The following is a 17,790-nucleotide window of genomic DNA, read 5'->3' as shown; positions in this document are numbered from 1 at the left end:
AGTGGATTCCATAGACATTTCCCTTTCAACCCACGTCAGAGCAGTGCCCATGTCGTCTTCCACCTCCACCATCGTTGCCATCGCCAGTGCTGCCGGAACCGGTGGCGTGGGCATCGTGCGCCTGTCCGGGCCGCAGTCGCGGCAGATTGCAGTGCAATTAGGTGTTGCGCGTCTGCAGCCGCGGCATGCGCACTACGCGCGTTTCCGCGATGCGCAGGGCGCGGTGATCGATGATGGCATTGCGCTGTGGTTCAACGCGCCGCACAGTTTTACCGGCGAAGATGTTGTCGAGTTGCAAGGCCATGGCAGCCCGGTACTGTTGCGGCAACTGGTTGCCCGTTGCATCGAATTGGGTGCACGTCAGGCACGCGCCGGTGAGTTCAGTGAGCGTGCGTTCCTCAACGGCAAACTCGATCTTGCGCAGGCCGAAGCGATCGCCGACGTGATCGCAGCCGGCGACCTGCGGGCGGCACGCGCCGCGCGGCGCGCACTGGATGGCGTGTTTTCGCGACGTGTCGATGCAGTGGCCCACACCCTGACCCGTCTGCGCATCCATGTCGAAGCGGCCATCGACTTTGCCGACGAGCCGCTCGACACCTTGGGCGGCAACCAGGTACGCGACGGCTTGACCCAGGCGCGCACCCTGCTCGCCCAGTTGCTGCGCGATGCCGAACGCGGACGCACGTTGCGCGACGGCCTGCATGCGGTGTTGATCGGCCCGCCCAACGCCGGCAAAAGTTCGTTGCTCAATGCACTGGCCGGTAGCGAGCGCGCGATCGTCACCGATGTCGCCGGCACCACCCGCGACACCTTGCACGAAGCCATCCAGCTCGACGGCTTCGAGTTGACCCTGGTCGATACCGCAGGCCTGCGCGATGGTGGCGATGCGATCGAACGCGAAGGCATGCGTCGCGCCCGCGCCGAACTCGAGCGCGCCGATCTGGCGTTGGTGGTGCTGGATGCACGCGATCCGCGTGTGGCACGCGAGGCGATCGGCGATGCCATCGATGCGGTACCGCGTCAGCTGTGGATCCATAACAAATGCGATCTGCTCAGCGATGCCGCGCCACTCGACGTCAATGCGATTGCCGTCTCGGCGGTGACCGGTCAAGGACTTGAGCAATTGCACATCCGCCTGCGCGAGCTTGCGCTCGGCGATGGCGTGGAAAGCGTCGATGGCGAGTTCTCTGCCCGCACGCGGCACGTGGAGGCGCTGCGTCGCGCCGAACGACACGTGGACGCCGCCGATTTGGAACTGGGCTTCGAACAACTCGAACTGGCCGCCGAAGAACTGCGCCTGGCGCATGAAGCGCTCGGCGAGATCACCGGGAAGATCAGCGCCGATGACTTGCTCGGCAAGATCTTTTCGAGTTTTTGTATCGGCAAGTGATGCGGTCGTGCTCAGCGTATTGCTACACGCTGAGGTTGTCGGAGTCAGCCCGTGCCACAAGTGCGTATTCGCTTAGCACACCACCTGCGTAGGTAGCGCTGCTGGCGGCATCTGGTGCTTGGCGTCTGAGTGCGCACCCGCCGCTTGACTCTTCCGAGTTACATCACACCAGGCAACACCGTCTTCAGCGCTTCGCGTTCCGCATTACACGCCGCCGCTGCCGCTGCCGTCGGCTGCTTCGCCTGCGCTTTCTCGATCTCGCGGCGTGCGGCGGCCAGGTCTTTTTCGAATGCGGGGTTGCCGTGCAAGGCGGCGACGGCGGCGGCGCCCACCATGCGGCCTTGGATGACATCGCTCTGCCAGTGCACGTTGCAGACCAGGCGGCTATCGCCGAAGGCACGGCCGCGGGCGAGCAGGGCATCGCGGTGGGCGGGTGCGATTTCCGACAGGATCAGGCCCCAGGTCCAGCCGATGGCGGTGTGACCGGAAGGGTAAGAGCCGTTCTTGCGCAGGGCGGCGTCATCGTCCGGGGTGCACATCGGCTGCGCATTGCGCATGAACGGGCGTGGACGCTGATAGCGCGCCTTGGCGGCACTGGTGGCGGTACTGGCATCGCGCATGCTGCGTTCGAGCACGCGCACCAGATGCGGGGTGCTGGTCTGGTCGATCTGTATGCCGAGCGCGCAGCTGAAATGCGTGGCTGCGGCCGGAAAGCGCAGCACTGCGTCCTGCGCGGCCAGCTCCCAGCGCGGCGTGCCGCGCAGGGCGAGCATGGCCTTGGAAACCGTCTCGTCGTTGGCGAGCGCGGCGCTGTCATCCTGTGGTGGCGGCGGCACCAGCTGCAGGCTGTCGGGCAGTTCGCTCTTTTCCAGGTATCCATGCGCGTCGGTTGCGATCACCGAGCCGGCTGGCGCCGCGCCTTGTCGCGCGCCGGCAAGGCCGCTGCCGACCAGCAAGGCGGCGATGGCGATGCCCGTCAGTGTTCTGCGAGAACGACCTGCGCTGCGCTGCGACATGGGCACACCCTCGACCAACACGAATGGAAGACCTCGCAATATTACGACGCAGAGATGACAGCTGCATGCCAGTGCAACGCACTAACGGCGAGGGATGCGAAAGGTCGTTGTCGCATTGTCATGTTTCGGCAGCATCGACGCAAGACGACTGTCGCACGCTTGCCGCCATCTGTTGACCCGTCCCCAGCACCGCTCATTCTCAAGATCCATCACTTCAGTGCCGCCGTTCTTGCTGCGCTCGTGCTCGCGCCTGCCGCCTACGCTGCCGACCTCGACGTGTCTGCCGATACCGGTACGAGCGTGCAGCAGCTCGATACGGTGTCGGCGATCGGCCAGGGCGAAACGCGCCAGGTGCAGCGCATCACCCAGCATGACGTTCCGGTGTTGCCGCCGGGCACCAGCATCCAGAAGCTGCTCAACCGCATGCCGGGCGTGAACGTGCAATCCAACGACGCGTTCGGTGCCAACGAAGAGTCGCAGACGATCAGCCTGCGCGGCTTCAACGGTACGCGCCTGGGCTATACGCTCGACGGCCTGCCGCTGGGCGACAACGCCTATGGCAATTACAACGGTCTCAACATCAGCCGCGCATTGATTGCGGAAAACTTCGGCGGTGTGGAGCTGGCTTCGGGCATCGGTGCGCTCGGTACTGCCTCCACCAGCAACCTGGGTGGCACCATCCAGTATTGCTCGACCGATCCGTCCAGCGTGTTCGGCGGGGAGGTGTCGCAGACGGTGGGCTCCGATGCCAATCGGCGCACCTTCCTGCGCGTGGATACCGGCGATTACAACGGGTTTTCGGCGTATCTGTCTGGCATCAACGCCGAAGCCGACATGTGGGCGCGGCCGGAATCGCCGACCACCACGCGGCAGTTCAACGCCAAGGGTATGTACCAAGTTCGACGGCGGCAAGCTGACCACATTCGCCGACACCTCGCGCACCTCGCAGGCGGACTATCTGTCCAAGAGCGGCATGGCGCGTGGCCTGGGTTGGTACTGGAATCTGTACGCGCCGGACTGGAACCGCGCATTGGCGGCTGCATATTGCGCGCCAGCCACGCGTAATGCGGCGCGCTGCGGTTTTAGCGGCGGGGTCGATAACATCGAAGATGCGTATTACCAGAGCCGCGCGTTGCGCGACGACGACCTGTTCTATATGGCCGGCGACTTCCAGCCTAACGATGCGATCAGCCTGCACACGCAGGTCTATCACCATGAAAACAAGGGCCAGGGCCACTGGTGGTCGCCGGGACAGGCGTCCAATTCGGGCACGCCACAGGCATTGCCGATTTCCATCCGCAGCACCAATGACTGGATCAACCGTACCGGCGGCATCGCCTCGCTCGGTTGGGACTTTGGCCCGCATCATCTGGAAGCCGGCCTGTGGTACGAGCGCAATCACCATGATCTGGAACGCAACTTCTACTGGATTACCGGCCCGGTCAGCGACGACACGTTCCTGCAGAACCCCAACCGTCGCTTGTTTTCGCAGAACGACGTCATCACCACGCGCCAGTTCTATGTGCAGGGCAACTTCAAGTTCCTCGATGAGCGCCTGAGCCTGGACGTGGGCATCAAGAGCCCGAGCACCGAAATGACCGCGCGCAAAACGCCGGGCGTGGCAGTGAAAGCGCCGGTGGCAACCGGCTCGCTCACGGCCAGCGAATCAGTGTTGCCGCAGATCGGCTTGGGTTATCGCCTCGCCGAAGGCCAGGAAGTGTTCGTCTCGTATGCGGAAAATATCGCCGCATTCCAGGGTGCCGGCGCCGGTGGTCCGTTGCTGGTGACCCAGGCATCGTTCGATGCCAGCGTCGGCGCATTGGAGCCGGAAAAATCGCGCACGCTGGAAGCAGGCTATCGCTTCGTCCGCGACCGCTTCGAAGCCTCGCTGGTCGGTTACGACGTCACCTTCGATAACCGCCTGCTCTCGCTCAACCCGTGTGCCAGCATCCAGCAGGGCACCACGCCGGCGTGCACCACGCGTTTCTTCAACGTCGGCTCGGTGAGCAGCCGCGGCGGCGAACTGACGGTGATCTGGAAGCCGACCAGCGACCTGCAGTGGTACAACTCGGCGTCGATCAACCGTTCGACCTATGACGACAACTTACGTGCAGAACGGCGTGACCATCCCTACCGCCGGCAAGTACACGGTGGATACGCCCAAGCGCATGTTTGCCAGCGAAATCGCCTTCAACTACGCAAACTGGAACGTCAACCTGCGCGGCAAGTACATCGGCCAGCGCTATTACACCTACACCAACGATCAGGGCGTGGGCGGCTACACCTCGTTCGATGCCGGCGCCGGGTATGCATTCGGCCAGGTCGGCGTGCTGCAGGCGCTCAAGCTCTCGCTTAACGTCACCAACCTCACCGACAAGCGTTACGCCTCCAACCTCACCGCGTTCGCCAACACCGACCCGAACGGGCGTCAGCTGGCGTTCCATGCCAGTGCACCGCGTCAGGTGTTTTTGACGCTGGATGCGAAGTTCTGAGGACGGGAATCGGGAATCGTAAGAGCCGTTCTTGCGGTTGCTGACCGATTTCCGGTTTCGATCGACGTAGACAGGTTTAAGCTGGCTAACCAAACGTCGCGCGTGATTTTCCGGCGGGTGCGGACGATGCAGCGGAAGCGGGATGTACAGTCGTAGCTCCCCCGCCGCCTATCGACCAGACTCGCCTGGCGGTGATGTGTCGATTCGGAAACTGTTTTTCGTTGGAGAGATGCATGATGCAGTTCGGTCGTATCTGGTTGGTGGGAGCGATGATGGTTGGCATGAGCGGCGCTGCAGTTGCCGAAGCACCGCTGGCCAGGACGGTGCAGATCTTTGCGCACCGTGGTGCCAGTGCGTTGCGCCCGGAACACACCTTGGCCTCGTACGCTAAAGCCGTTGTCGATGGCGCCGATTTTGTCGAGCCGGATCTGGTGTCGACCAAAGACGGCGTGCTTATCGCACGGCATGAGAACGAGATCGGCGGCACCACCGATGTGGCCAGCCACCCGGAGTTCGCTGCGCGCAAGACGCGCAAGACCATCGACGGTCAGGCGATGGAAGGCTGGTTTACCGAAGATTTCAGCTTGGCCGAGTTGAAGACGCTACGTGCGCGCGAGCGCTTGCCGCAGTTGCGCGGCACGCGCTGGGATGGGCAGTTTCAGATCGTCACCTTCGATGAAATCATCGATTTCGTCGGCGCAGAATCGGCAGCGACCGGCCGCACCATCGGGCTGATTCCGGAGATCAAGCACCCGAGCTATTTCAAGGCGCTGGGTCTGCCGATGGAAGACAAGGTGTTGGCCACCCTGCATGCGCATGCCTACACGCAGACTGCGCCGGTGATCATCCAATCGTTCGAGACCAACAACCTGCGCTATCTGCGCGGCAAGATCGGGCGCAGCAGCAACATCGGCCTGCTGCAATTGCTCGGTGGCGCGCAGATGGCGCTGCCCGATGCCGGTACGGGCGATGCACCGAAGACCTACGGGCAGATGATCACGCCGGACGGTCTGAAGCAGGTTGCAACCTATGCCGATGCGATCGGCCCCGACATCCGCAGCATCATCCCGCTGGATGCGCAGCAACGCCTGGGCACGCCCACCAGCCTGGTGCGCGACGCACATGCGGCCGGGCTGCAGGTGCAGCCGTATACCTTCCGTCCGGAAAATTATTTTCTGTCCGCCAACAACCGCAGCGGCGGCCCGATGACCGAGCGCAACGACGCGGGTGCGTTGGTCGAGTTGAAGGCGTATCTGGACGCCGGCATCGATGCGTTCTTTGCCGACGACCCTGGTCTGGCGCGGCGCGCATTGAGCGGGCACACCTCGCGGTAATCAGCATCTGTAGGAGCGCGCCAGAGCGCGACGGGCGCTATCGGTACAGCCCCCATCGCGCGCAGGCACGCTCCTACGCAAGGCAGAGCAACGCCGTCGATTGGTTCGGCGGTCGCCTGAAAAAAGTCTTCAGGCACCTGGCGGCCGTTCGCGCGGCGGGAAATGCAGCACCACGCTCTGCGAGCCATCGTCCTGGTGCTGCCACAGCACGGGCACCTGGCGCGGCGGCGGCGGTTCCAGCATCGCGTGCTCGGGATTGTTCACGTCCCAGGCCGCGTCTTCGTCCGTGTCTTCCCAGCTGTAGCGCGGCTTGGCCTGTTGCGGGTCGCGCAGGCGCAGTAGCAGGGCCGCGATCAGGCCGGCCACCGCACCGCCCAAATGCGATTGCCAGGACACCCCGGCTTCGTGCGGCAGGATGGTCATCAGCATGCCGCCGTAGAACAGGAAGGCGATCATGCTGGTGGCGATCGCGGGTCGGTCGCGACGTAGCAGGCCGAGCACGAACACCAGAAACATCAAGCCGTGGGTGACGCCGCTGGCGCCCAGATGCCGGCTGCCGGGCTCACCCAGCAGCCACGCGCCCAGGCCCGAGCCCAGCCACAACAGCGGCAGCGCCATGACCGTGGCACGCGGATAGACGCTGCCGGCCAGCGTGCCCAGGATCAACAACGCGGTGGCGTTGGCGCCCAGATGCGCAAGCGAGCCATGCAGCAGCGGTGCGGTGAGGATGCCGATCAGGCCGTCTGTCTGCAGCGGCGCCACCGCCCAGGCGCGCCAGTCGAACATGCCCTGGGCGGTGAACACCGCGACCAGCAGCAACACGGCGGCCAGGCTGACGTTGAAGGCACGCAGCACCCGGGAACGATCCAGGCGGTTCTGCGTGGCGGTATCGGGGGAGATAGAGTGCGTTGTCATGCATTCACGGATGGCGGCGTGGTTTTGCCTTTGCAAGCCCCGTGCGCGGGGGATAACCGGATCCGGCGGCGGGATACTGCATTGATCAGCGGCGCAATCACCTGCGCCGCACCGTGCAGATAGCGACGCGTGCCACTGCCCGCGTCAGTGGCCACCCTCTAAAACCGAGCCGCCACGCGATCGCCAAATGCTCCGCAGAAGTGGGCGGAGCGGCCGCAGCCGGCAATGACCATGCAAGGCAAAAAAGGCGCCCACGGCTGCCACAGAAGACAGCCGTCAGCCCTCTGTGTCCTCCGCACATCGCGGCAAGCCCCGCCATCTACCCGCCGCAACCAACCACCAATCCCGAATCCCGACTGCCCAATCCCGGCCCGTCAGTGCCCGGCAGGCTTGGGCGGCCGCAGCAGGCTCAGCACGATGGTGGCGACCAGGATCGTCACCACCACGCCCAGCGACACCAGCACCGGGATCTTGTACAGATCGATGATCATCATCTTGGTGCCGATGAACACCAGGATTACCGCCAGGCCATACGGCAGCAGGTGAAAACGGTCGGCCATGCCGGCCAGCAGGAAGAACATCGCGCGCAGGCCCAGCACCGCGAACACGTTGGAGGTGAGCACGATGAACGGGTCGGTGGTGATCGCGAAGATGGCCGGGATGCTGTCCACCGCGAAGATCACATCGATCACGGCGATCAGGATCAGCACCACGAACAGCGGCGTGAACCAGCGCTTGCCGTCCTTGATCACGCTGAGCAGGTTGCCGTAGTACTGCGGGCTCAGACGCAGGTGGCTGCGCATCCAGCGCAGTACCGGGTTGCGCTCCAGATCTGGCTCCTTGCCGGCGGAGAACCACATCTTGATGCCGGTCAGCAGCAGGAACGCGCCGAACACGTAGAGCAGCCAATGGAACTTGGCCAGCAGCATCGAGCCGGCAAAGATCATGATCGCGCGCAGCACGATGGCACCCAGCACACCGATGATCAGCACGCGCTGGCGCTGTTCTTCGGGCACGCCGAAATACGTCATCACCATCAGGAACACGAAGATGTTGTCGACCGCCAGGGATTTTTCCACCAGGTAGCCGGTGAGGAACTGCAGCCCGATCTGATCGGCCTTGGCGTCGCCCACGCCGCCCTGCAGGTACCACCACAGCGCGGCATTGAAGGCCAATGCCAGCAGCACCCAACCGATGCTCCACCAAGTGGCTTCCCTGAAAGTGACCTTGTGGGCGCCGCCGTGGCGCATCAGCACCAGATCGACCAGCAGCGCGGCGATCACCACCACCGCGAAGCCACCCCATAACCAGACATTGCCAATGGTTTGCATAAGAATCCCGAACAAGCGAAAGCGGCCTGGACAGCCGGCGGGCTGAGGCCTTGTGACACGGCAATCGTGGATTCCGGGTGACGGACCTTCGCCTGTACGGCGAAGGTCTTGTTCGCAACCGGCTGGGCCGGTTGCCGTTGCACCGGAGCGCTGCACATGGCGGGCTGGTCATGACGGCGACAACGCTGGGAGCTACTCCCTTTCTGGCCCGATTCTGCGTGCCCGCCGCAGGCACGTCAATCCAGCCGGATACAATGGGCCGATGAATAGTCCAGTCCCCGTCGTCCGTCTCAAGAATGCCTGGCGCTCCAGCCACCCGTGGATCTTCCAGAAGTTGGTGGAAAAGCCCGCCGCCAAGCCCAAGCCCGGCACCATCGTCGATGTGGTCGGCGTGGACGGGGAGTGGATCGGCCGCGGCTTCTACAACGGCCATTCGCGCATTGCCGTGCGCATTCTGGAAACCGACCAGTCGGTGCCGGTGGATGCGGGCTGGTTTGCGCGCAAGATCGCCACGGCGGTGAGCCTGCGCCGCGATTGGCTCAAGCTCGATGGCGTGTCCGATGCCTGGCGCGTGGTGCACAGCGAAGGCGACGGCCTGTCCGGCCTGGTGGTGGACCGCTATGGCGACCTGGTGGTGGTGGAGTTCTTCGCCGCCGGCATGTTCCGTCACCGCGAATGGATCTACGACGCGCTGCGCGAACAGTTCCCGGGCTGCCGCTTCCACAGCTTTGCCGACGAACACGTGCAGAAGCAGGAAAGCTTCGACTTCCACAGCAACACCACCACCGAAGCGGCGGTGATCACCGAGCACGGCATCAAGTTCCGCGCCGACCCGGCCGGTGCGCACAAGACCGGCTTCTTCGCCGATCAGCGCGACAACCGTCAGTGGCTGAGCGAGCAGGTCGAAGGCAAGACCGTGCTGGACCTGTGCTGCAACACCGGCGGCTTTGCGGTGTATGCCGCCGCGCGCGGTGCGTCCGAAGTGCTGGGCGTGGATATCGACGAAGACGTCATCGCCATTGCCAAGGGCAACGCCAAGCTCAACAACGTGCGCCCCAAGTTCGTGCAGGCCGACATCTTTCCGTGGCTGCGCGATGCGTCCAATCGGGGTGAGCAGTTCGATGTGGTGATCCTGGACCCGGCCAAGATGACCCGCGACCGCGAGCAGGTAATTCCGGCGCTGAAGAAGTACCTGGACATGAACAAATTGGCGCTGGGCGTGGTCAAGCCCGGTGGTCTGTTCGCCACGTTCTCGTGCACCGGCCTGGTGGCCGAGCAGGAGTTTCTGGACATGCTACGGCGTGCCTCGTATTTCTCCGGCCGCACCATCCAGATCCTGAAAGTGGCCGGCGCCGGCCCGGATCACCCATTCATGGCGCACGTGCAGGAATCGCGCTATTTGAAGGCCGTTTTCTGCCGCGTGGTGTAACCGGGTTGCACGGCCGAAGACGCGGTCTGCCGCATTGCAGGCAGCGTCTTCCCTGGCGCGATGCCATCGTCGGCAAGCGTCGATTCAACGCAGAGCTACAACCAGGAGCCGGCAGCCGATGACGTCCAGCGACGAAGACGAACGCAAGGCCTTGCGCCGGCTGCTGCGCGAGATCGAAAGGCCCAATGCCAGCCTGCTGGCCAGCAATTGGCCAGTGTTCGGCGTCTGGCTGCTGTTTTCCGGCGCCTTCATGTATCTGTTCCAGACTGGCGACGGCTCGCCGCTGCATCCGTTGCTGCTGGCGCTGGGGTCCACGTGTCTGGGTGTGTTCGGTGCGTGGATCGTATTCCGCTCGGTGTGGGCGCGGCAGTGGCCGCATGTGCGCGAACACATCGATGTGGACAGCGTGCGCGCGCGGCTGGCGGAGTTGGACCACTGACGCTGCAGCGCGCGTGACGGTTTGCGCGCGCTGGGCTCGCTGGTGTATCCAACACCGCCCGATGACCAACCGGCTGCGCGCGCGGTAGTCGCCAGCATTGCCGTGCCCAGTTCGACACCGTTGCGCGTGGTCGCACCATCGGCATCGCCGTAGCGCCGGCCTCGCAACGCGCGCATCGCTCACGCAATCGCGCCGGTTGGCGTGAGCGATGCGGCGTCCCGCGCGAGGCCGCAGCGCGCGTGCAGCAAGCCGCTAGGATCGGCGCATCCCCCACTGCCTGCGAGATCGCATGCACCTGCGTTCGCGTTCGCTGTCTGTCTGTTGCTGGCGGCTGCGTTGTCCGCGCACGCGCTGGAGTTTTCCAAGGCCGAACTGGAGCGCGCCACCGCGCTGCAACAACGTCTGGTCACGCTGGATTCGCATCTGGACACGCCGGCCACTCTGGAGCGCGCCGACGTCGATGTGTTGCAGGCGCATGCCGGCAATCGCCTGTCGCAGGTGGATTACCCGCGCATGGTCGAAGGGGCGCTGGATCGCGGCTTCTGGGCGGTCTACACCGGGCAGGGCCACCGCAGTGCGGCCGCGCATCTGGACGACCGCGACGCCGGGCTGCAGCGCTTGCTCAAGATCCACACGCTGGTGGCCGCGCAACCGCAGCGCTTTGCATTGGCCACCACGCCGGCCGATGCCGCGCGCATCAAGGCCGCTGGCACGCGCGTGGTGTACATCGGCATGAAAAACGCCAGCCCGCTGGTGGCCGACCCCACCGTGCTGCGCGTCTATTACGCGCAGGGGCTGCGCTTGATGAGCACCGTGCACTTTCTCAACAACGCCTTCGCCGACTCGGCCACCGACACCAAAGGGGGCGAGTGGAAGGGCTTGAGCCCGGCCGGCAAACAACTGGTGCAGCAGGCGCAGGCGCCGGGCATCGTGATCGATCGATCGCATGCCTCCGATGCGGTGTTCGACCAGTTGATCGCGCTGTCGCCGGTGCCGATCGTGCTCTCGCACAGCGGCGCGCGTGCGGTCTACAACCACCCGCGCAACATCGACGATGCACGCCTGAAGGTGCTGGCCGTGCATGGCGGGGTGATTCAGGTCAATTCCTACGGCGGCTATCTGGTGGACAGCGGCGCAAGCCCCGAGCGCAAGGCCGCCGAGAAGGCGCTCATCGATCACTACGGCGGCTGGGAGCACGTCAAGATCGCAGACGCCACCAAGCTCAGCGCCGCGCTGAAGGAACTGGATGCGCGCTACCCGATCAAGCGCGCCACCGAAGAGAATTTCTGCGCGCATCTGGAGCATGTGCTGGCGGTGGTCGGGCCCCAGCATGTGGGCATCGGCATGGATCGGGACGGCGGTGGGGGGGGGCTGGAAGATGTCTCCGATCTGCCGCGCATCACCGCATGGCTGCTGCGCAAGGGCTACACCGAACAGCAGATCCCCGGTATTTGGGGGCGGTAATCTGCTGCGCGTGATGGGCCAGGCGCAGGCCTATGCGGCGGCGAATCGGGAATCGGGAGTGGGGAAGCGGTAGTGCCGTGATTCGGCAGTGGTGATTGGAGAGTGGCAAGACGCAAAGCGGACATCGCGCGAGTGGGTTGCCGCTGTGCTGCATCGAACCCGGCGGTCGCAGGGAGCGGCGCAGTGCCGCTGAGGGGTGTTCCGTCGGGTGAGCAGCCGGCTCGGTACCAACGGCATGACCGCTGTGGCGTTTTCCCTGGTGCGACATATGCCAGTGCGTCTTGCGCAAATTGGACATTTGCATAAAAAGCGGATTGCACTTTCGCACACACAGGCAACATCCCGACGACGATTCCGTCAAAACGCTCACTCTAGAATGCTTCGACCCCCAGATGGTGCCGGTGCCAAGACACTGGGGCCGGCTGGCCCACCGACTGCTGGAGCGTGCGATGACCCAAGCCACCCGGCCCCTGCCACCCCCCGATGGCATGGGCCCCACCTACCGCAAGATCCTGTGGCGGCTGATCCCGTTCCTGTTCGTCTGCAATCTGTTCAATTACCTGGACCGGGTCAACGTCGGCTTCGCCAAGCTGCAGATGCTGCGCGATCTGGGCATGAGCCAGACCGTGTACGGGCTGGGCGCAGGGATCTTCTTCATCGGTTACCTCGCTTGCGGGGTGCCCAGTAATCTGATCCTGCAGCGCATTGGCGCCCGGCGCTGGGTGGCGATCATGATGGTCAGCTGGGGCCTGCTGTCCACCTGCCTGCTGTTCGTGCGCACCCCGGCCGGGTTCTACACCCTTCGCCTGCTCACCGGTGCGGCCGAGGCGGGCTTCTTCCCCGGCATCTTGCTGTACCTGACGCGCTGGTTTCCGCGTGACCGGCATGGCCGGGTCACGACCGTCTTCATGTCGGCGATCCCGATCTCCGGGGTGCTGGGGGGGCCGCTGTCGGGCTGGATCCTGGGCTATTTCTCGGCCGGGCAGGGCGGGCTGGCCGGCTGGCAATGGATGTTCCTGCTGCAGGGCCTGCCGACCGTGTTGCTGGGCAACGGAGTGTGGTTCCTGCTCAGCGACGGCGTGCAAGAAGCGAGCTGGCTCAACCCGCAGGAAAAACAGGCCTTGGCCCGCGTACTGGCCGACGACGAAGCAGGCAAGCCGGCCGGTGCGTCCACCTCGCTGCGCGCGGTGCTGTGCAACCCGGCGGTGTGGCTGCTGGGCACGGTGTACTTCTGCATTCAGAGCGGGGTGTATGCGATCAACTTCTGGCTGCCTTCGATCATCCAGGACAGCGGCGTCACCGACCCGGTCCGCATCGGTCTGATGAGCGCGATCCCGTACTTGGCGGCGGCAGTGTTCATGGTGCTGATGGGCCGCTCGGCCGACCGCCGCGGCGAGCGTCGCTGGCATCTGGTGATTCCGTTGCTGATGGGCGCGGCCGGCCTGTGCATCGCCGCCAGCGTCACCGACAACCTGGGCTTGGCCTTGTTCGGTATGACCCTGGCCACGATGGGGGCAGTCAGCGGCTTGCCGCTGTTCTGGCCGCTGACCAACGGCTTTCTCACCGCCGCTGCCGCGGCCGGTGGGCTGGCGCTGATCAATTCCACCGGCCAGGTCGCTGGCTTCGTCAGCCCCTATCTGGTAGGCTGGATCAAGGACACCACCCACAGCACCCAACTGGCGCTGTACGTGCTGGCCGGCGTCATGCTGCTGGGCGCCGCGTTGGTGTTGCGGGTGCCGGCGTGCGCGGTGAACCAGTGATGCGTCCGTCCAAGCGCGTGTCCCCATGAAGGTCGTCATTGCTCCCGATTCGTACAAGGAAAGCCTGTCTGCGCTGGAAGTCGCGACGCAGATCGAGGCGGGCTTTCGCGAGGTGTTCCCCGACTGGCAGTACCAAAAGGTGCCGGTTGCCGACGGCGGTGAAGGTACCGTCGACGCGCTGGTGGCCGCCACCGGCGGGCGGGTGATCGCCTGCACCGTCAGCGGTCCGCTCGGCACCCCGGTGCAGGCGTTTTTCGGCCTGACCGGCGACGGCCGCACCGCGGTGATCGAAATGGCCGCCGCCAGCGGCTTGGCGCTACTGCCGCCGGCCGAGCGCGCGCCGCTGCGCACCAGCACCGCAGGGGTGGGGGAGTTGATCCTGGCCGCCTTGGACGCCGGCGCACGGCGCTTCATCATCGGCATCGGCGGCAGCGCCACCAACGACGGCGGCGCCGGCCTGGCGCAGGCCTTGGGCGTGCGGCTGCTGGATGCGCAAGGCGAGGCGATCGGTGCGGGCGGCGGCGCGCTGGCTGCGCTGGCGCGCATCGACACCGAGGGCATGGATGTGCGGCTGCAGGACTGCCAGTTCGAAGTGGCCTGCGATGTGGACAACCCGCTGATCGGCCCCACCGGCGCCTCGGCGATCTTCGGCCCGCAAAAAGGCGCCACCCCCGGCATGGTGTGCCAGCTCGATAGCAACCTGCAGCACTACGCCGACCTGCTGGAGCGCGACCTGGGCGTGCGGTTGCACGCGTTGCCCGGCGGCGGTGCGGCCGGCGGTCTGGGCGCGGCATTGGTGGCGTATCTGGGCGCGCAGTTGCGGCCCGGCGTGGAGATCGTCGCCCAGGCGCTCGGGCTGGATGCACTGGTCGCCCAGGCCGATCTGGTCATCACTGGCGAAGGCCGTCTCGATAGCCAGAGCCTGCACGGCAAGACCCCGGTCGGCGTGGCATGGGTAGCGCGACGGCATGCCAAACCGGTGATCGCCATTGCCGGTTGCCTGGGCAACGGCGCCGCGCTGCTGCACGGCCACGGCATCGATGCCATGTTCGCGGTGGTGCATCGCGCCTGCACGCTGGAACAGGCATTGGCCGACGCCGCCAGCAACGTGCGCATCGCGGCGCGCAATGTGGCGGCAACGCTGCAGGTGGGCCGGGTGTTGGCATCGCTGCCGTCGGGTGTCGATGCGTGTTGATGGCAGCACGCCGGTGACATCAGCGGCGCGGGCTTGCGCCCGGTTCTGAAGTGCTCTGTCGGACAGGGTGTTTGGCCAGCGCGCGCCGGATCGAACCACGCCAACGGCGGTCGGCACCGTTTGCACAGATGCTGGGACATAGGCGTGCAACACGCCCCACGCCCAACCACACACGTGGCGAACAGGTGCGTACCGAACATGCCACCGTGACCTCTCTCGATCGCATCAACAGACCCCAGCCCATGCTCACGCTCGACCGCACCCTGGCGCAGTCCAGCGTCGACCGCGCGATGACCATCATCGACGGCAACGTCGATGCGATGGACCACTCCGGCGTCATCATCGCCAGCGGCGCGCCCGCACGTTTCGGCCGGCTGCACGCGCGTGCACAGTCTGTTCGAGCGCATGCGCGCCAGCAGCCGGCTGCGGATCCGGCTGGCCCTGGTCCAGTATTTTCCGCAGTCCAACGGCCTGGCGTTGTCGCACCAGATCGCGCGCACCACCATGCGCATCGGCAAGGCGCGTGCGCCGCACGCCGATGCATTCTTCTACGACAACTATCGCCTGCCGCTGCTGGCAGACGACCTGCGTCAGGCCTGGCAAGCCGAGCAATTGCGCAAGCCGCTGCAGGCATTGCTGGCGCAGGACCGTCGCGGCCAGTTGTTGAAGACCTTGTCGGTTTGGTTTGGTGCCGGCATGCGCATGGCCCCCACCGCCAAGGCGCTGGGCATCCATCGCAATACCCTGAGTTACCGCATGCAGCGCATGCAGGAACTGTGCGCAGTGGACCTGAGCAACACCGACGACTGCATGCGCCTGTACCTGGCGCTGCAGATGCGCGACGACAGCGCCGCCACCGTGGCGAACATGGACACGGCCAGCGCCGACTGAGTGCCGCACCACCCGCCCAGCGCGCCCAATGCGGTGCTGTGCAGTGGCGCACGGAACGCCGCCTTGGCTGATATGCGCATTCCGCTAGACTGGGCAAAGTGCCCGGGCTCGAGCATTCCATTGAATCAGTGCGATACCGCCGTGTCAGCCACCCCCAGCGAGGCCGAGCGCCTGGCGCATCTGGCGTTGCTGCAAGTGGTCGACACCGACGCCGAACCGTTCTTCGACGCACTGGCCGCTGCCGCACAGGCCAGTGCCGGCCCCCCCATCGCGGTGGATGCAGTCACTGCCTTGGATCACGCGTTGGAAGCGCTGAGGAACCCCTGATCGACGGTACGCCCAGAGCAGAACACCATAGTTCGGCAACTAGCCATGCACCATGGTTTGTCCAAAGCTGCACAAACTATGGTGTTCGCCCCACGTGTCACTGGCGACAAGAGCACCGAACTGGAAGGCGCTGCTGAAAAAAAATGTGGGCAAGGTGCAGCGCAAGGCCGGCGAAGTCGCCGATAACGTGCGCGACGCTGTCAAATCGACCAAGTAAGTTGGTTGCATCGCAAGCAGGCGGATGCCTGCCGCGCTGTCAACCGCCGCATCGCATGCGGTGATGCCGCACAAATAGTGCACGATCGCCAACGCCCAACTTGATCGGGGCGTTGGCATTCTTGTAGGGGTTGGATGCACCCGACTGTTCTGCTCGCTTGGTGTCGGACCACAAGCTCTTTGCGGCCAACCAAGCCATTGCGCAGGAAAGGGCGCTGACGCAGCAGCAAGAGCTGGCGCGTGGAATGAACGAGCCTAGCCAGGGCGGGCTGTCCCGCTGGATCGCACGCGTGTGGAGCACCACGCCGCCATCAGAGCTCGATGACGACCTGCATTGCATCACCTCACACCCCCCGATGCACGCCCAACACGCGGTGTGCGTCTGCCCATTGCGCGCTAGCGCAGGGCAAGCGCTGCAACTTGACCCTAGCCACCACCACCCGCACACTCCCGCGCGGAGCCTAGAAACTCCACACAGACAGCGGCACCCACCTCCGAGAATTTGGTGGGTTTTTTGTGTCCGGCCAAAAGGCTTGGCACGGCTCGGCGTTCTTGCGCCGGGAGGGCGGCGAATACAACACCCGCAAGGGGAATAAGCCCGCCGGCTGTCTGCGGTTTCTAGCCTCCCGGCATCCCGCTGCGTTGTGCAGCGGGAGCCAGCCCATGGCAAGGAGAGCGGCATGCACGACGAACCCGGCTACTGGATGTCCGAAGGCACGCAATACCACCTGCTGCGCGTACGCGACCAACTGCGCCTGCTGGCCACCTTGGCCACACCGCGCACGCGCGAGGAAGGCGCTATGGGCATGCCGGCCATTCCGCTGCAGCAATGGGCGCATTGCCTGCAGCACTTGGCTGAGCAGGTGGATGATGTGCTGGGGGATTTGGGCACCGCCCGGTAACGCACTTTCTTCGATGCAAGCAAGGCGCCATGTGATCGAGCACGCAAGCTCGCACGGACAAGCGACCTGATCCGCCCGCGCGTGCAGCGCGTGGGCTAGGATCAGTGCATACAGGGGGAACACCATGGACAGGATCACCACCATCGCGCGATGCATCGTGCTGGCAACGTCAGCGCTGTGTGTCGCCGCGTACATGCAGCCAGCGCATGCACAAGGCATGCGCTCGGCCACCGGCACGGCAACAAGCAAGTACATTGCGCCAACGCCGCAGCCGTATAACGCGATGGCGCGCGACACCAACGCACGATCCTGGGACGGGTGTTGCGCGATCTGCAACGCAAGCTGGCCCAGCAGGAACCGTCGGTACGTGAGCGCATCGGTGTCTGGTTGGAGCGCGCACACCGGTTGTTGACACAGCGTCCCAAGGACAAACAGAAACTCTACGCGTTGCACGCACCGGAAGTGGACTGCATGAGCAAGGGCAAGGCAAGCAGCCCCTACGAATGTGGCGTCAAGGTCGGCATTGCGGTGAGTGCGCGCAAGGGCGTGATCGTGGGCGCGCGCAGTTTTCCCGGCAATCCCTACGACGGCGATACGTTGGCCGAGCAACTGGTACAGGCGCGCGGGCTGCTGCAGGATGTGGATGTGATCCCGCAGGTGGCGATTGTGGACTTGGGGTATCGCGGGCG

The 17,790-nt window shown here is 65.0% G+C and carries 10 protein-coding genes and 6 pseudogenes; 13 read left to right on the top strand and 3 right to left on the bottom strand.

Features of this window, described 5'->3' with window-relative positions; translation table 11 throughout:
• The first annotated feature begins 49 nt into the window (after positions 1 to 49).
• A complete protein-coding gene (gene mnmE / locus WJW29_RS01590) occupies positions 50 to 1,390 on the top strand; it encodes a tRNA uridine-5-carboxymethylaminomethyl(34) synthesis GTPase MnmE (protein ID WP_044757272.1) in 1,341 nt (446 codons plus the stop codon).
• A 158-nt stretch (positions 1,391 to 1,548) separates the two neighbouring features.
• Here mnmE and WJW29_RS01585 read toward each other — a convergent pair whose 3' ends face one another.
• The gene (locus tag WJW29_RS01585) at positions 1,549 to 2,406 is read right to left on the bottom strand and encodes a phosphatase PAP2 family protein (RefSeq protein WP_011409859.1); all 858 of its coding nucleotides are present in this window, start codon (positions 2,404 to 2,406) and stop codon (positions 1,549 to 1,551) included.
• Between the two features lie 240 nt (positions 2,407 to 2,646).
• Here WJW29_RS01585 and WJW29_RS01580 point away from each other — a divergent pair.
• Together WJW29_RS01580 and WJW29_RS01575 are read left to right on the top strand one after the other, a co-directional pair.
• A pseudogene (locus WJW29_RS01580) lies at positions 2,647 to 4,898 on the top strand (TonB-dependent receptor).
• Positions 4,899 to 5,131: 233 nt separating this feature from the next.
• Positions 5,132 to 6,232 (top strand): glycerophosphodiester phosphodiesterase, encoded by a 1,101-nt coding sequence (locus WJW29_RS01575; RefSeq protein WP_011409856.1) that lies wholly within the window; start codon positions 5,132 to 5,134, stop codon positions 6,230 to 6,232.
• Positions 6,233 to 6,361: 129 nt separating this feature from the next.
• Here WJW29_RS01575 and WJW29_RS01570 read toward each other — a convergent pair whose 3' ends face one another.
• Together WJW29_RS01570 and WJW29_RS01565 are read right to left on the bottom strand one after the other, a co-directional pair.
• Positions 6,362 to 7,147: a rhomboid family intramembrane serine protease gene (locus tag WJW29_RS01570; protein ID WP_011260886.1), complete on the bottom strand. Its 786-nt coding sequence runs from the start codon at positions 7,145 to 7,147 to the stop codon at positions 6,362 to 6,364.
• Between the two features lie 374 nt (positions 7,148 to 7,521).
• Entirely contained in the window at positions 7,522 to 8,478 is a 957-nt protein-coding gene (locus tag WJW29_RS01565; protein ID WP_011260885.1) for a TerC family protein, read from the bottom strand.
• A 262-nt stretch (positions 8,479 to 8,740) separates the two neighbouring features.
• On the opposite strand from WJW29_RS01565, the gene WJW29_RS01560 reads away from it, so the two are divergent.
• From WJW29_RS01560 to WJW29_RS01515, 10 genes and pseudogenes are all read left to right on the top strand, one after another.
• Positions 8,741 to 9,907 carry a class I SAM-dependent rRNA methyltransferase gene (locus tag WJW29_RS01560; protein WP_069960064.1) on the top strand — a complete coding sequence of 389 codons (1,167 nt, stop codon included), beginning with the start codon at positions 8,741 to 8,743 and terminating at the stop codon, positions 9,905 to 9,907.
• 118 nt (positions 9,908 to 10,025) lie between these two features.
• Positions 10,026 to 10,346: a hypothetical protein gene (locus WJW29_RS01555; protein WP_069960063.1), complete on the top strand. Its 321-nt coding sequence runs from the start codon at positions 10,026 to 10,028 to the stop codon at positions 10,344 to 10,346.
• A gap of 273 nt (positions 10,347 to 10,619) precedes the next feature.
• Positions 10,620 to 11,883, top strand: a pseudogene (locus tag WJW29_RS01550) (dipeptidase).
• Positions 11,884 to 12,259: 376 nt separating this feature from the next.
• The gene (locus WJW29_RS01545) at positions 12,260 to 13,570 is read left to right on the top strand and encodes an MFS transporter (protein WP_069960119.1); all 1,311 of its coding nucleotides are present in this window, start codon (positions 12,260 to 12,262) and stop codon (positions 13,568 to 13,570) included.
• A gap of 25 nt (positions 13,571 to 13,595) precedes the next feature.
• Positions 13,596 to 14,765: a glycerate kinase gene (locus tag WJW29_RS01540; RefSeq protein ID WP_044757270.1), complete on the top strand. Its 1,170-nt coding sequence runs from the start codon at positions 13,596 to 13,598 to the stop codon at positions 14,763 to 14,765.
• 242 nt (positions 14,766 to 15,007) lie between these two features.
• Positions 15,008 to 15,656 (top strand): annotated as a pseudogene (locus tag WJW29_RS01535) (helix-turn-helix domain-containing protein).
• A 72-nt stretch (positions 15,657 to 15,728) separates the two neighbouring features.
• Positions 15,729 to 15,932 (top strand): annotated as a pseudogene (locus WJW29_RS01530) (sensor domain-containing diguanylate cyclase); the annotation flags it as partial.
• 144 nt (positions 15,933 to 16,076) lie between these two features.
• Positions 16,077 to 16,200, top strand: a pseudogene (locus tag WJW29_RS01525) (CsbD family protein); the annotation flags it as partial.
• A gap of 679 nt (positions 16,201 to 16,879) precedes the next feature.
• The gene (locus WJW29_RS01520) at positions 16,880 to 17,101 is read left to right on the top strand and encodes a hypothetical protein (protein ID WP_005921785.1); all 222 of its coding nucleotides are present in this window, start codon (positions 16,880 to 16,882) and stop codon (positions 17,099 to 17,101) included.
• A 297-nt stretch (positions 17,102 to 17,398) separates the two neighbouring features.
• Positions 17,399 to 17,790: pseudogene (locus WJW29_RS01515) on the top strand (IS5/IS1182 family transposase); the annotation flags it as partial.

Source organism: Xanthomonas sp. JL1, assembly GCF_038405005.1.
This window is presented reverse-complemented; position numbering and strand designations above follow the sequence as displayed.